Consider the following 13,928-nt stretch of genomic DNA (forward strand, 5'->3'; position numbering starts at 1 on the left):
GAGGCGACGCGGTATCAGCCTTTGCGCGCGCCGCGCACACCTTCGGCCAGCGCCGAACACAGCGCCAGCACATCGCTTACCGCCTGCTCGCCCGTACTGGCGTTGGCCACCTTGTCCACCAGCGCCGAACCCACGACCACACCATCGGCCAGCCGCGCAATGGCTGCCGCCTGTTCAGGCGTGCGAATGCCGAAGCCCACGCTGATCGGCAGGTCGGTGTGGCGGCGCAGGCGCTCGATGGCGCCGCTTACCTGATCGCTGGTCGCCGAGCCTGCGCCGGTCACGCCGGCTACCGACACGTAGTACACAAAGCCCGAACTGCGCTCCAGCACGCGTGGCAGGCGCGCGTCATCGGTGGTCGGGGTGGTCAGGCGGATAAAGTCGATGCCCGCGGCCTGGGCCGGGGTGGCCAGCTCGGCGTCGTGCTCCGGCGGCAGGTCGACGATGATCAGGCCGTCCACGCCCGCATCCCTGGCCTCGGCCACGAACTTCTCCACGCCGAAGCGGTGGATCGGGTTGTAGTAACCCATCAGCACGATCGGCGTGGTGGCATTGCCGGTGCGGAACTCGCGCACCATCTGCAGGGTTTTGGCTAGGGTCTGCCCGGCCTCCAGCGCACGCAGGGTGGCCAGCTGGATGGCCACGCCGTCGGCCATCGGGTCGGTGAACGGCATGCCCAGCTCGATCACGTCGGCACCCGCAGCCGGCAGGCCCTTGAGGATCGCCAGCGAAGCGTCGTAGCCCGGGTCACCGGCGGTCACGAAGGTCACCAGGGCAGCGCGACCCTCGCGCTTGAGGTCGGCAAAACGTTGTTCAAGACGGCTCATGCCTGCTTCTCCTGCGCGGCCATGTGGCTCATTACGGTTTGCATGTCCTTGTCGCCACGCCCCGAAAGGCACACCACCATCAGGTGGTCCCTGGGCAGGGTGGGCGCACGCTTGATGGCTTCTGCCAGCGCGTGGGAGGTTTCCAGCGCCGGGATGATGCCTTCCAGGCGGCAGGTAGCGTGGAACGCATCCAGCGCCTCGTCGTCGGTGATGCTCACGTACTCGACGCGCTTCACTTCGTGCAGGTAGGCGTGCTCCGGGCCGATGCCGGGGTAGTCCAGGCCGGCGGAAATCGAGTGGGCGTCGGTGATCTGGCCATCGGCGTCCTGCAGCAGGTAGGTGCGGTTGCCGTGCAGCACGCCGGGCACGCCGCCGTTGAGGCTCGCTGCGTGCTTGTCGGTGTCGACCCCGTGGCCGCCGGCCTCGACGCCGATGATCTGCACACTGGCGTCATCGAGGAAGTCATGGAACAGGCCCATGGCGTTGGAGCCACCACCCACGCAGGCGATCAGGCTGTCGGGCAGGCGCCCTTCCTTGGCCTGCAGCTGCTCGCGGGTTTCCTTGCCGATGATCGACTGGAAGTCGCGCACCATCGCCGGGTACGGGTGCGGGCCGGCCACGGTGCCGATCAGGTAGAAGGTGTCGTCGACGTTGGTCACCCAGTCGCGCAGCGCTTCGTTCATGGCGTCCTTGAGGGTGCCGGTGCCGGCGGTGACCGGCACGATCTCGGCGCCCAGCAGCTTCATGCGGAACACGTTGGCCTGCTGGCGCTCGATGTCGGTGGCGCCCATGTAGATCACGCAGGGCAGGCCGAAACGTGCGGCCACGGTGGCGGTGGCCACACCGTGCATGCCGGCGCCGGTTTCGGCGATCAGGCGCTTCTTGCCCATGCGCTTGGCCAGCAGCACCTGGCCGATGCAGTTGTTCACCTTGTGCGCGCCGGTGTGGTTGAGCTCTTCGCGCTTGAAGAAGATCTTCGCCCCGCCGCAGTGTTCGGTGAGGCGCTCGGCGAAGTACAGCGGGTTAGGACGGCCGATGTAGTCGCGCTGGAAGTACGCCAGTTGCTCGTTGAACTCGGGGTCGGCCTTGGCCGCTTCGTATTCACGGGCCAGGTCGAGCACCAGCGGCATCAGGGTTTCGGCCACGTAGCGGCCACCGAATGCGCCAAACAGGCCGTTGGCATCGGGGCCGCTGCGGAAGTTGGTCTGGGTCATGGGTCGCTCCAGGGCGTGGGTATGAGGTCGCAATGGGCCTACTCTACCCACGACACGCGCCGCTGAAAACCGATAAGATCGCCACAACCTGTCAGGAAAACTCACACGTCAATGGCCAGAGAACTGCCCCCGCTCAATGCCCTTCGGGCCTTTGAAGCCACCGCCCGGCTCAACAGCGTCAGCCAGGCTGCCGAGCAACTGCACGTGACCCACGGTGCGGTGAGCCGGCAGTTGAAGGTGCTTGAAGAGCACCTGGGCGTGAGCCTGTTCGTCAAGGAAGGGCGCGGCATTAAACTCACAGATGCCGGTGTGCGCCTGCGCGACGCCAGCAGCGACGCCTTCGAGCGCCTGCGCAGCGTGTGCGCCGAGCTGGGCCAGGACCGCGCCGACGCACCGTTCGTGCTGGGTTGTTCAGGCAGCCTGCTGGCGCGCTGGTTCATTCCGCGCCTTGGGCGCCTGCAGGCCGACCTGCCGGAGCTGCGTCTGCACCTGTCGGCGGGCGAAGGCGACCTGGACCCGCGCCGGCCGGGGCTGGATGCGCTGCTGGTATTCGCCGAGCCGCCGTGGCCGGCCGACATGCAGGTGCACGTGCTGGCACAGGAATGCATCGGGCCGGTGCTCAGCCCGCACTTTCCAGGGTTCGACCGCCTGCGTCAGGCGCCAGCCAGCGCCTTGCTGGGGGAAACCCTGCTACACACCACCTCGCGGCCCCAGGCCTGGCCCGACTGGGCCCGCCAACAGCACATCGACCCGCAGGCAATGCGCTACGGGCAAGGGTTCGAGCATCTGTATTACTTGCTGGAGGCAGCTGTGGCCGGCCTGGGGGTGGCGATCGCCCCGCAGCCGCTGGTGGCCGATGACCTGCGTGCCGGCAGGCTGGCGGCACCGTGGGGCTTTGGTCCTACGCGGGCGTCATTGGCCCTGTGGGTGCCCCGGCGCGCCGCGGACGGGCGCGCCGAGCAGCTGGCGCACTGGTTGCGCGCCGAACTGGGGCGGCAGGCGCTTTAGTCGCCGCGCTTGCACAGCAGGTAGGCGGCCAGCAGGCCCAGTGCGCCCACGGCCACGCCGGCGGTGGTCCAGGGGTGTTGCTGGGCATAGTCACGGGTGGCGATGCCGGTTTCGCGGGTCTTGGTCTTGACCTCTTCATAGGCATCGGTGAGCAGGCTGCGCGAGTGACGCAGGGCATTTTCGGCATTGCCCTTGAGGCTCTTCAGGGTCTTGCGCGACTCGTCCGAAGCATCGTCTTTGAGGTTTTCCAGAGATTTGAGGAGACTTTCGATTTCCGCTTCCATGCTTTGCAACGAGGCTTTACGTAGCGAGCTATTGGCCATGGTGGCTCTCCTTCAGGGTTTGAGTGGCATGTGAAGAATGGGACTGCGCAGTGCCGCGAAAGTGCAGAGCAATCGAACTTTTGCCAGGTTTTTACCCACACAGGTAAACCTGCCTGGCGCTGCTAGGCTCAATGCACACCATTGATGGAGAGTAGTCATGTCTGATCACCACACGTACAAGAAGGTCGAACTGGTCGGCTCCTCGCCCAGCAGCATCGAGGACGCGATAAACAATGCCCTGGCCGAAGCGGCCAAGAGCATCAAGCACCTGGAGTGGTTCGAAGTGACCGAGACCCGGGGCCATATCAAGGATGGCAAGGCGGCGCATTTTCAGGTAACCATCAAGGTGGGCTTCCGTATCGCCAACAGCTGATGGCGGCCGGCTGGCCCTGAACCCTTTTTGATCTGAACAAGGAATGCGATCGATGAAGAAGCTGGTATTGGCGTTTGGCTTGATGACCCTGGCCGGGACTGCGCTGGCGGCGGGCAAGCCGTGTGAAGAATTGAAGAGCGAGATTGCCGCGAAGATCGACGCCAATGGCGTACCGCACTATTCGCTGGAGATCGTCGACAAGGGCGCTGCGACCGATGGCAAGGTGGTGGGGTCGTGTGAAGGCGGTACCAAGGACATCGTGTACAAGCGCGGTTGATCGGTGAGTCTTTCGCCAGCAAGGCTGGCTCCCACGTAGGAGCCAGCCTTGCTGGCAAAAGGGCCCTCAGTTGCCCTTGATGACCTGAGACAGAATCTCGTAGGACCGGATCCGGTCCGCATGCTCGTACAGGTCGCAGGTAAAGATCAGCTCATCAGCACCGGTCTGCTCCAGCAGCACGTCCAGTTTGGCGCGGATCTTCTCTGGCCCGCCCACCATCGCCAGGCCCAGGAAACTTCCCACTGCCTCCCGCTCATGGGGCTGCCACAGGCCGTCCATGCTGTCGACGGGCGGGCGCTGCACCAGGCTCTGCCCACGCATCAACGCCAGAATTCGCTGATACACCGAGGTGGCCAGGTACTCGGCCTGCTCGTCGGTATCGGCCGCCACCAGCGGTACACCCAACATCACGTAGGGCTTGTCGAGCACCGTCGAGGGCTTGAAGTGGTTGCGGTACACGCGGATCGCTTCATGCATCATGCGCGGCGCAAAGTGCGAGGCAAACGCATACGGCAAGCCGCGCATCCCCGCCAGCTGTGCACTGAACAGGCTCGAGCCCAGCAGCCAGATCGGCACCTCGGTGCCATACCCCGGCACGGCAATCACTTTCTGGTCGGGCGTGCGCGGGCCCAGGTAGCGCACCAGTTCCTCTACATCGTCCGGGAAGTCGTCGGCGCTGCCCGAGCGCTCGCGGCGCAGGGCGCGGGCGGTCATCTGGTCGGAGCCCGGCGCACGTCCCAGGCCCAGGTCGATACGGCCCGGGTACAGGCTGGCCAGGGTGCCGAACTGCTCGGCAATCACCAGCGGCGCGTGGTTGGGCAGCATCACCCCGCCTGCACCCACGCGGATCGTCGAGGTACCACCGGCCAGGTACCCCAGCAGCACCGAGGTGGCGGAGCTGGCAATGCCGTCCATGTTGTGGTGCTCGGCCACCCAGAAGCGGTTGTAGCCGAATTTCTCCACGTGTTGCGCCAGGTCCAGCGAGTTGCGCAGCGACTGGGCCGGGCCGCTGTCCTGGCGTACCGGTACCAGGTCGAGGGTGGAGTATTTGATGTCCGCGAGTCGCGTCATGGCGTGTACGCCTCCTGAATGGTTAGGCCGACAGCATGCCGCGACCTTTCTGACTCTGTATGGGCAGATCACAGGTATTCAATGCCTGCCCCTGCAATCGGGCTGAACTTGCCCGTGGTGACGCCCTCTGAATTGAACGCCAGGCGCGATCCCCCGCGCTCTCAGGCACTCAGGAGGCTTTATGAGTTCGATAAAAAAGACAGCATCGGCAATCTGGCAAGGCGACCTGAAAACCGGCAAGGGCCAGCTCTCCACCGAGAGTGGCGCCTTGAAGGCCAACCCCTATGGCTTCAACACCCGGTTCGAAGGCCAGCCTGGTACCAACCCTGAAGAACTGATCGGCGCTGCCCATGCAGGCTGCTTCTCCATGGCCTTTTCGATGATCCTCGGCGAAGCCGGCCTGACCGCCGAGCGTATCGACACCATCGCCGAAGTGACCCTGGACAAGCAGCCCGATGGTTTTGCCATCACCGCCGTGCACCTGATCCTCAAGGCCAAGGTGCCCGGTGCCGACAAGGCGAAATTCGAGGAGCTGGCCAACAAGGCCAAGGCGGGATGTCCGGTATCCAAGGTGCTCAAGGCCCAGATCAGCCTGGACGCCACCCTGGTGGACTGACGCCGGCGCAGATCAGAACGACGCACGGCTTCTTGTGGTCAAATGGCTGTCGGCAGATGGTCTGCCGCCACAAGGAGCTGTTCTGATGACTCGTATTGCATTCGCTGTGCTGACCTCGTTGCTGGCCACCAGTGCGCTGGCCGCGCCCAAGGACTGCGCCGAGCTCAAGGCCGAGATCGAAGCCAAGATCCAGGCCAACAATGTCTCTTCCTACACCCTGGAAATCGTGACCAACGATGAAGTCCATGACCAGAACATGGTGGTGGGCAGCTGTGAGAACGGCACCAAGAAGATCATCTACCAGAAAAACGATCGCTAGCCGTCACGGGATGCAGAAGATGTCGTTCTGTTCTTCGGCGACCAGCTTGCGCTGCGCGTCGTACAGATAGGCACTGGGCTGCATGGCCGGGGCGCGGGCTTCGATGCGGTAGCGCTGGCCGGCCTGGAAGTCGTCGTAGCGAATCTTCAGGTAGCAGGTGCGTTCGGTAGGGTCGGTGCTGAAACCGCCTGAATACACCTCGAAATCAAAGCGCACCACCAGTTCGTGTTTGCCCGGCGTGACCTGGAAGAAACGGCCGTCGTTCAGGCGCTGACCATCCAGGCGGTCGGCCATGAGCACCTTGCCCGGCGTGACGGTATACAGGTCGATCCAGGCCTGCTTGCTGTCGACCGGTGGCAGGGGACTGGCACAGGCCCCCAAGGTACTGATGGCAAGCAGCATCATGGGCTGGCGCATGGCAATCTCCGCTGGCGGGCTACAAGCTACAAGCATAGCGCCATTAGTCTGTTCAGGTACGCTGGCATCCGGCAGGCAAACCGGTGCCGACCAGTTTGCGCTGCTCGTCGTAGAGCTTGGCCCAGGGCCTGAAGCCGATACTGCCGGCCTGCAACTGATAGCGCTGGCCGGCATTGAAATCCTTGAATTTCACGTTCAGCTGGCAATCGCGCCACAGTGGTTCGTCCACCGGCCCGATATTGCCGGGCGCTACCGCGAACTGATAGCGCACCGTCAGCTCGTGACTGCCCGGCGTGACTTCGAAGTAGCGGGTGTCGGCCCAGCTGCGCTCGTCCACCTCCAGCGCGTGCAGGGTGTCGTCGGCAGCGGGCTGGAGGTCGACCCAGGCCTGGTTCGGGTCGGCGGCGGGCAGGCCGGCGCAGCCGGTCAGGGCCAGCACAGCGCTGGCGGCAAGCATCGTACGCATGGCAAAACTCCGGGCAGGCAGGATAGTCTTGGGCCGATGAGCACTTGAGCGAGACATCCCTGCACATGGTTCGAATTTTTTTCTGGTTGCGCTCAAGCCCCGGGGCACTCGACCGCGTTTTCCGCGGGTTGGTTCCCGTGCTGCTGCTCGGGCTGCTCAACGGTTGCACCAGCCTCGGCTACTACAGCCAGCTGGCCAGCGGGCAATGGCAGCTGCTGCGCGCGCGCGAGCCGGTGGCGGTGCTGGTGGCCGACCCGGCCACCCCCCCTGCCCTGCGCCAGCACCTGGCGAAAGCGCAGCAGGCACGCGCTTTTGCCAGCAGCCACCTTAAGCTGCCGGACAACCGCAGCTACCGGGTGTACGCCGATATCGGGCGCCCGTTCGTGGTGTGGAACGTGTTCGCCACCCCGGAGTTTTCGCTGGAACCGCATACCTACTGCTTTCCCATCGCCGGTTGCGTGGCCTATCGCGGCTACTACAGCCAGGGTGCGGCGCGCGGGGCGGCGGCGTTGCAGAAGGCGCAGGGGCAGGATGTGTATGTGGGCGGGGTGGAGGCCTATTCGACCCTGGGCTGGTTCGACGACCCGATTCTCAGTTCGATGCTGGGCTGGGGCGACGAGCGCCTGGCCACGGTGATCTTCCACGAACTTGCGCACCAGCGCGTGTACGTGAAGGACGACACGGCGTTCAACGAGTCGTTTGCCACCTTTGTGGAGCAGGAAGGTTCGCGCCAGTGGCGCGCGGCCCGCGGGCTGGCGCCCTTGCCGCAGGGTGGAGCGCGCCAGCGTGACGAGTTCGTGGGGCTGGTGCTGGCCAGCCGCGAGCGGCTCAAGACGTTGTATGCACAGCCGCTGGACGAGGCAGCGATGCGCGCGGGCAAGCAGGCCGAGTTCGAGCGCCTGCGCAGCGAGTACCGGGTGCTGCGCGATACAAGGTGGCAGGGCGACAAGCGCTATGACGCGTGGATCAACGCGCCGATGAACAACGCCAAGCTGCTGCCGTTCGGGCTGTATGACCAGTGGGTGCCTGCGTTTGCAGCGTTGTTCCGGGAGGTTGGCGGAGATTGGGCGGTGTTCTACCAGCGGGTCGAGGCCTGGGGGCGGTTGCCGTTCGAGCAGCGCCAGCAGGCCCTGGAAAGCTCCGCCGGCAAGGCCGGCTCCTACAACGCTTCGCACCCCCTGTAGGAGCCGGCATTGCCGGCGAAAAGGCCTTCAGGACCGCATGAAGGCCCGATGCAGCTCGCCCAGCGTGTCGAAATGATACGCCGGCTGCTCTGCGGTCAATTCCTCGCGGCTGCCAAACCCGTAGCCCACCGCCACTGCTTCCAGCCCGTTGCTGCGCGCGCCGATCAGGTCGTGCTTGCGGTCGCCGATCATCAGTGTCTGCGCCGGGTCCAGGTTTTCTTCGGCCAGCAGGTGCGCAATCAGCTCCACCTTGTTGGTGCGCGTACCGTCCAGCTCGCTGCCGTAGATGACCTTGAAATGCCGGGCAAAATCGAAGTGCCGGGCAATCTCGCGGGCGAACTCCCAGGGCTTGGAGGTGGCGATGTACAGCGTGCGCCCCTGCGCCTGCAGCCCTTCGAGCAACTCGCTCACGCCCTCGAACACGCGGTTCTCGTACAACCCGGTGACCTTGAAGCGCTCACGGTAGAAGTTCACCGCCTGCCATGCCTTGGCCTCGTCGAAGCCGTAGAACTGCATGAACGCCTGCAGCAAGGGCGGGCCGATGAAGTGTTCCAGGCGGGCCAGGTCCGGCTCGTCGATGTCCAGCTTGGCCAGGGCGTACTGGATGGAGCGCGTGATGCCTTCACGGGGGTCGGTGAGTGTACCGTCGAGGTCGAACAGAATGGTTTGCTGGTGCATGACAGTCTCGAAAAAAGGGGGCTGTGGATAACTCACTCGGGCTGGTCGAAGCCTTCGGCCAGGTGCAGGTCCTTGAGCTTCACGTAGTTGGCGGCGCTGTAGGGGAAGAACGCGCGTTCCTTGTCGGTCAGCGCCCGTGCCTGCTTCACCGGGCTGCCCACGTACAGGAAGCCGCTCTCCAGCGTCTTGCCCGGCGGTACCAGGCTGCCGGCACCGATGATCACCTCGTCCTCGACCACCGCGCCGTCCATGATGGTGCTGCCCATGCCGACCAGAATGCGGTTGCCCAGGGTGCAGCCATGCAGCATGACCTTGTGGCCAATGGTCACGTCATCGCCGATCAGCAGCGGGTAGCCGTCGGGATTGAACGGGCCGGCATGGGTGATGTGCAGCACGCTGGCGTCCTGCACGCTGGTGCGCGCGCCGATGCGGATGCGGTGCATGTCGCCGCGGATCACCGTCAGGGGCCATACCGAGCTGTCCTCGCCGATCTCGACATCACCCAGCACCACTGCGCTGCGGTCGACGAAGGCGCGGGCGCCGAGACGCGGAATGTGTTGCTGGAAGCTGCGGATGGCCATGAATAGTGTCTCTCTGTAAGGCTGATAGCTGCGGTCAGCGTCGATTGTAATTAAGATGGAGCGGTGTTTCTTCTGCCAAGGTGTTTAACCGTGAGTGCGAACAACCCGCTTCTGCAGTCTTATGACCTGCCGCCCTTCTCGGCGATCCGTGCCGAGCATGTGCTGCCGGCGATCGAACAGATCCTGGCCGACAACCGCAGCGCCATCGCCTCGATCCTGAAAACCCAGGGCCAGAACCCCACCTGGGCCGGCCTGGTGCTGGCCATGGACGAACTCAACGACCGACTGGGCGCCGCCTGGAGCCCGGTCAGCCACCTCAACGCGGTGTGCAACAGCGCCGAGCTGCGCGAGGCCTACGAGGCCTGCCTGCCGGCCCTGAGCGCCTACGCCACCGAAATGGGCCAGAACCGCGAGCTGTTCCAGGCCTATGAAGCGTTGATCGCCAGCCCCGAAGCCGCCGGCTTCGATGTGGCGCAGAAAACCATCCTCGAACATGCCCTGCGTGACTTCCGCCTGTCGGGTATCGACCTGCCGGCCGACCAGCAGAAGCGATATGCCGAGGTGCAGAGCAAGCTTTCGGAACTGGGCAGCCGTTTCTCCAACCAGCTGCTCGACGCCACCCAGGCCTGGACCAAGCACGTCACCGACGAGGCCGCACTGGCCGGCCTGACCGAATCGGCCAAGGCGCAGATGGCGGCCGCCGCGCAGGCCAAGGGCCTGGATGGCTGGCTGATCAGCCTGGAATTCCCCAGCTACTACGCCGTGATGACCTACGCCCACGACCGTGCCCTGCGCGAAGAACTGTACGCGGCCTACTGCACCCGCGCCTCGGACCAGGGCCCCAACGCCGGCCAGTTCGACAACGGCCCGGTGATGCGCGAGATCCTCGACCTGCGTCAGGAGCTGGCCGAGCTGCTGGGTTATGCCAACTTCGCCGAGCTGAGCCTGGCCACCAAGATGGCCGAGTCCAGCGACCAGGTGCTGAGCTTCCTGCGTGACCTGGCCAAGCGCAGCAAACCCTTCGCCGCCCAGGACCTGGCCCAGCTCAAGGCCTACGCCGCCGAGCAGGGCTGCCCGGACCTGCAGAGCTGGGACAGCGGTTTCTATGGCGAGAAGCTGCGCGAACAGCGTTACAGCGTGTCGCAGGAAGCCCTGCGTGCCTACTTCCCGATCGACAAGGTGCTGTCGGGCCTGTTCACCATCGTGCAGCGCCTGTACGGCATCGAGATCGCCGAGGTGAAAGGCTTCGATACCTGGCACCCGGACGTGCGCCTGTTCGAGATCAAGGAAAACGGCCAGCACGTGGGGCGCTTCTTCTTCGACCTGTACGCCCGCGCCAACAAGCGCGGCGGTGCCTGGATGGACGGCGCCCGCGACCGTCGCCGCACGGCCGATGGCAGCCTGCAGAGCCCGGTGGCCAACCTGGTGTGCAACTTCACCCCGGCCGCCCCGGGCAAGCCGGCGCTGCTGACCCACGATGAAGTCACCACCCTGTTCCACGAGTTTGGCCACGGCCTGCATCACCTGCTGACCCGCATCGAGCATGCCGGGGTATCCGGCATCAATGGCGTGGCCTGGGACGCGGTCGAGCTGCCGAGCCAGTTCATGGAGAACTGGTGCTGGGAGCCCGAAGGCCTGGCGTTGATCTCCGGTCATTACGAAAGTGGCGCTGCCCTGCCGCAGGACCTGCTGGAGAAGATGCTGGCGGCGAAGAACTTCCAGTCGGGCCTGATGATGGTGCGCCAGCTGGAGTTCTCGCTGTTCGACTTCGAACTGCACGCCAGCCACGGCGATGGCCGCAGCGTGCTGGAGGTGCTCGAAGGGGTGCGCGACGAGGTTTCGGTGATGCGCCCGCCGGCGTACAACCGCTTCCCCAACAGCTTTGCGCACATCTTCGCCGGCGGCTACGCGGCCGGTTACTACAGCTACAAGTGGGCTGAAGTGCTGTCGGCCGATGCCTTCTCGCGCTTCGAGGAAGAGGGTGTGCTCAACGCCGAAACCGGTCGCGCCTTCCGCGAGGCGATTCTGGCCCGTGGCGGCTCGCAGGCGCCGATGCGCCTGTTCGTCGACTTCCGTGGCCGTGAGCCGTCGATCGATGCGCTGTTGCGCCACAGTGGCCTGAGCGAGGACCTGGCGGCATGAGCAAGACCAAGAAACGCTTCATTGCCGGGGCCGTATGCCCGGCGTGCAGCGAGCCGGACAAGCTGATGATGTGGAGCGAAGACGGCGTGCCACACCGCGAGTGCGTGGCCTGCGGGTTCTCCGACACGCTCAACGAACAGGGCCTGTCGGTGCCCAAGGAACTGGGCACCCGCGTCAACCAGGCCGAGGCCAAGGCGCCCCAGCCTGCGGTGCAGACGGTGCAGTTCTTCCCCAATCCGAAGCTGAAGAAGCCCTAGCGGGCCGTGTGGCTGGTGCAGGGGCATACATAGTTAGCCCCTGGCGCACCGGCAACCCTTGAAAGTGACGGGACCTTCCCGTCACTCAAGGAGCTGCCCATGACCAGCAATCCCCTGCTCGCCCCCCTCGATCCGCCAGCCTACGCCGACATCCGCCTGGAACACCTGACGGCGGGCATCGACCAGATCATCCTCGACAACCACAACGCCCTGGCCCGCATCATCCTGGCCCAGCGTGGCCTGCCCACCTGGGACGACCTGGTGATGGCCATCGATGCACTGGATGCACGCCTCAACAACGCCGTTCGCCTGATCGTGCCCCTGTACACCCGCGGCGAGGCCTGGAAGGCCGCCGTGGACGAGTGCTGGCTCAAGACCCAGGCCTATCATCAGGCAAAGCTGCAGAACGCCACGTTGCTGGCGCTCTATCAGCGTCTGGCCGACAGCGCCCACGGTGCGCTGTTCAGCCACGAACGCAGGATGTCGCTGCAGCAGTCGATCAAGGCCTTTCGCCTGAGCGGCGCCGAGCTCGGTGAAACCGAGCGTGCCCGCCTGATGGCCCTGCAAACCAGCATCAGTGCCCAGCGCAACCTGTTCCTCGACAACCTGGCACACGCCACCGGCGCCTGGACCCTGCACATCACCGATGCCCGGCGCCTGCAGGGGGTCGACGCGCTGGAGACCGCCGCCATGGCGCGCAAGGCCCAGGCCAAGGGCCTCGAGGGCTGGCTGGTGACCTTGGAAGAGGCCCCGTGCCTGGCCATCCTGCAGCAGGCCACAGACCGCAGCCTGCGTGAAACCGTGTATCGGGCCTACCATGGCCGCGCGTCGGAGCTGGACGCAGGCCCCGACAACGGCCCGGTGCTGCTGGAGTTGCGACGACTGCGCCATGAGCAGGCGCAACTGCTGGGGTTTGCCAGCTTTGCCGAACTCAGCCTGCAGACCAAGACGGCAGAATCGACGCAACAGGTCACGCGGTTTCTGCAGGACCTGAGCACCCACAGCGCCGCCTGGCGTAGCGCCGAAACCGCGCGGTTGCGGGCCTTCGACCAGCAGGCGCGCCTGGGTGGCCTGCAGCCCTGGGACATCGCCTTTTACGCGCAGCGTGCGCATCGGCACCCGCTGGCGCTGTCTGGCGAGGAAATGCGTGGCTACTTCCCGCTGGAGCAGGTGGTGCTGGCCATGACGCAGCTGGCCGATACCCTGTTCGGCGTGCAGATCACACCGTCCAGCACGTTGCAGGCCTGGCATGCGGATGTGCGGTGCTTCGAGGTAACCCAGGGCCATGCGCTGGTGGGGTACCTGTACATGGATGCGATCACCCGCCCGGGCAAGGAGGACTACGCCTGGAGCCTGCGGGTATGGAACCGCCACGTGGATGCCGAGGGTCGTTTTCACAAGGGCGCGGCGGCGCTGTTCTGCGCAGTCGAGCGTGGCGACGGGGTTGCCCCACCGTTGCTGACCCACCTGGACCTGCGCAAGCTGTACCACGAGTTCGGTCACTGCCTGCACCAGCTGCTGGTGGCCACCACCGATTACCGCCTGTCCGATATCGACAGCCTGGGGCCCGACGGGATCGAGTTCTTCAGTGAGCTGCTGGAGCGCTGGTGCTGGTCGGCCGAGTACCTGGCCGGTATCTCCCACCACTACCAGACAGGCAAGGCACTGCCGCAGTCCACGGTGCAGGCGTTTCTCGACCAGCAGAAACAGCAGCAAGGGCTCAAGTTTGCCCGAGACCTGGCAATGGCGCGCCTGGACCTGCACCTGCATGGCGAGACCTACCCGGCTGCTGCGCAAAGCCTGCAGCAGCAGGTGGTGGAACAGTTCGACGCAGTGCTGCCCTGGCCGCTGGGCGATTTCGAGCGCCCGGCCCAGGCCTTCGATCACCTGGCCAGCGGCTACGAGGCGGGCTATTACAGCTACCTGTGGTCACGGGTCTACGCGATCGATGCCTTCGCCCGGTTCGAAGCCGAAGGCGTGCTCAACCCGGCCACCGGGCGTGCCCTGCTCGAGGCCATTGTTGCCCCGGGGGCCGGGCGCTCGATCACGGCAGGGTTCAAGGTGTTTCGCGGGCGTGAGGTGAGCCCCCTGCCGTTTCTGCAGTGGCATGGCCTTACCCCGTAGCCACGTCGGACGCCGAGCGGTGCTGGAGGTCCTGGTGGCGATGCAGTACTG

General features: G+C 65.3%; 17 protein-coding genes. 9 read left to right on the forward strand and 8 right to left on the reverse strand.

The genetic code is table 11. From position 1 onward, the window contains the following. Positions 1 to 14: 14 nt before the first annotated feature. Together trpA and trpB are read right to left on the reverse strand one after the other, a co-directional pair. Positions 15 to 827, reverse strand: coding sequence for a tryptophan synthase subunit alpha (gene trpA, locus NJH59_RS12745; RefSeq protein WP_043862257.1), 813 nt, complete (start codon positions 825 to 827; stop codon positions 15 to 17). Further along, positions 824 to 2,041: a tryptophan synthase subunit beta gene (gene trpB, locus NJH59_RS12750; protein WP_043862258.1), complete on the reverse strand. Its 1,218-nt coding sequence runs from the start codon at positions 2,039 to 2,041 to the stop codon at positions 824 to 826. Before trpB ends, trpA begins: the two co-directional genes overlap by 4 nt. 111 nt (positions 2,042 to 2,152) lie before the next feature. On the opposite strand from trpB, the gene NJH59_RS12755 reads away from it, so the two are divergent. Further along, positions 2,153 to 3,049 (forward strand): LysR family transcriptional regulator, encoded by an 897-nt coding sequence (locus tag NJH59_RS12755; RefSeq protein ID WP_043862259.1) that lies wholly within the window; start codon positions 2,153 to 2,155, stop codon positions 3,047 to 3,049. Here the strand turns inward: NJH59_RS12755 and NJH59_RS12760 are convergent. Further along, on the reverse strand, positions 3,046 to 3,372 hold the full coding sequence (locus NJH59_RS12760) for a YqjD family protein (protein ID WP_043862260.1): 327 nt from the start codon (positions 3,370 to 3,372) through the stop codon (positions 3,046 to 3,048). The two genes, NJH59_RS12755 and NJH59_RS12760, sit on opposite strands and share 4 nt — an antisense overlap. A gap of 157 nt (positions 3,373 to 3,529) precedes the next feature. On the opposite strand from NJH59_RS12760, the gene NJH59_RS12765 reads away from it, so the two are divergent. Continuing rightward, the gene (locus NJH59_RS12765; protein ID WP_043862261.1) at positions 3,530 to 3,745 is read left to right on the forward strand and encodes a dodecin; all 216 of its coding nucleotides are present in this window, start codon (positions 3,530 to 3,532) and stop codon (positions 3,743 to 3,745) included. 52 nt (positions 3,746 to 3,797) lie between these two features. Next, positions 3,798 to 4,022, forward strand: a complete 225-nt coding sequence (locus NJH59_RS12770) for a DUF1161 domain-containing protein (protein ID WP_043862262.1) — start codon at positions 3,798 to 3,800, stop codon at positions 4,020 to 4,022. A gap of 66 nt (positions 4,023 to 4,088) precedes the next feature. Here the strand turns inward: NJH59_RS12770 and NJH59_RS12775 are convergent, their stop codons facing one another. Further along, positions 4,089 to 5,093, reverse strand: coding sequence for an LLM class flavin-dependent oxidoreductase (locus NJH59_RS12775; RefSeq protein WP_043862263.1), 1,005 nt, complete (start codon positions 5,091 to 5,093; stop codon positions 4,089 to 4,091). A gap of 181 nt (positions 5,094 to 5,274) precedes the next feature. Here NJH59_RS12775 and NJH59_RS12780 point away from each other — a divergent pair, with 181 nt between their 5' ends. Together NJH59_RS12780 and NJH59_RS12785 are read left to right on the forward strand one after the other, a co-directional pair. Next, complete coding sequence (locus tag NJH59_RS12780; protein ID WP_088514205.1) at positions 5,275 to 5,709, forward strand: OsmC family protein; 435 nt, start codon at positions 5,275 to 5,277, stop codon at positions 5,707 to 5,709. A gap of 85 nt (positions 5,710 to 5,794) precedes the next feature. Further along, positions 5,795 to 6,028, forward strand: a complete 234-nt coding sequence (locus tag NJH59_RS12785) for a DUF1161 domain-containing protein (protein WP_043862264.1) — start codon at positions 5,795 to 5,797, stop codon at positions 6,026 to 6,028. A 3-nt stretch (positions 6,029 to 6,031) separates the two neighbouring features. On the opposite strand, the gene NJH59_RS12790 is transcribed toward NJH59_RS12785, so the two are convergent. Further along, positions 6,032 to 6,445, reverse strand: a complete 414-nt coding sequence (locus tag NJH59_RS12790) for a hypothetical protein (RefSeq protein WP_043862265.1) — start codon at positions 6,443 to 6,445, stop codon at positions 6,032 to 6,034. Positions 6,446 to 6,497: 52 nt separating this feature from the next. After that, positions 6,498 to 6,911, reverse strand: a complete 414-nt coding sequence (locus tag NJH59_RS12795) for a hypothetical protein (protein WP_054916040.1) — start codon at positions 6,909 to 6,911, stop codon at positions 6,498 to 6,500. A gap of 65 nt (positions 6,912 to 6,976) precedes the next feature. Between NJH59_RS12795 and NJH59_RS12800 the strand changes: the two genes are divergently transcribed. Further along, the gene (locus NJH59_RS12800; RefSeq protein ID WP_104571744.1) at positions 6,977 to 8,095 is read left to right on the forward strand and encodes an aminopeptidase; all 1,119 of its coding nucleotides are present in this window, start codon (positions 6,977 to 6,979) and stop codon (positions 8,093 to 8,095) included. 27 nt (positions 8,096 to 8,122) lie between these two features. Here the strand turns inward: NJH59_RS12800 and NJH59_RS12805 are convergent, their stop codons facing one another. Beyond that, entirely contained in the window at positions 8,123 to 8,773 is a 651-nt protein-coding gene (locus NJH59_RS12805; protein ID WP_054916038.1) for an HAD family hydrolase, read from the reverse strand. A 32-nt stretch (positions 8,774 to 8,805) separates the two neighbouring features. Continuing rightward, complete coding sequence (locus NJH59_RS12810) at positions 8,806 to 9,354, reverse strand: gamma carbonic anhydrase family protein (RefSeq protein WP_043862269.1); 549 nt, start codon at positions 9,352 to 9,354, stop codon at positions 8,806 to 8,808. A gap of 90 nt (positions 9,355 to 9,444) precedes the next feature. Here NJH59_RS12810 and prlC point away from each other — a divergent pair, with 90 nt between their 5' ends. The 3 genes from prlC (at position 9,445) to NJH59_RS12825 (ending at position 13,877) form a co-directional block, all read left to right on the forward strand. Further along, on the forward strand, positions 9,445 to 11,496 hold the full coding sequence (prlC, locus tag NJH59_RS12815) for an oligopeptidase A (RefSeq protein WP_043862270.1): 2,052 nt from the start codon (positions 9,445 to 9,447) through the stop codon (positions 11,494 to 11,496). Next, on the forward strand, positions 11,493 to 11,753 hold the full coding sequence (locus NJH59_RS12820) for a YheV family putative zinc ribbon protein (protein ID WP_043862271.1): 261 nt from the start codon (positions 11,493 to 11,495) through the stop codon (positions 11,751 to 11,753). The genes prlC and NJH59_RS12820 overlap by 4 nt, the downstream gene beginning before the upstream one ends. A gap of 99 nt (positions 11,754 to 11,852) precedes the next feature. Then, complete coding sequence (locus NJH59_RS12825; protein ID WP_253086853.1) at positions 11,853 to 13,877, forward strand: M3 family metallopeptidase; 2,025 nt, start codon at positions 11,853 to 11,855, stop codon at positions 13,875 to 13,877. Positions 13,878 to 13,928 lie beyond the last annotated feature (51 nt).

It is taken from the genome of Pseudomonas sp. VE 267-6A (assembly GCF_024126555.1).
GTDB classification, from domain to species: domain Bacteria; phylum Pseudomonadota; class Gammaproteobacteria; order Pseudomonadales; family Pseudomonadaceae; genus Aquipseudomonas; species Aquipseudomonas palmensis.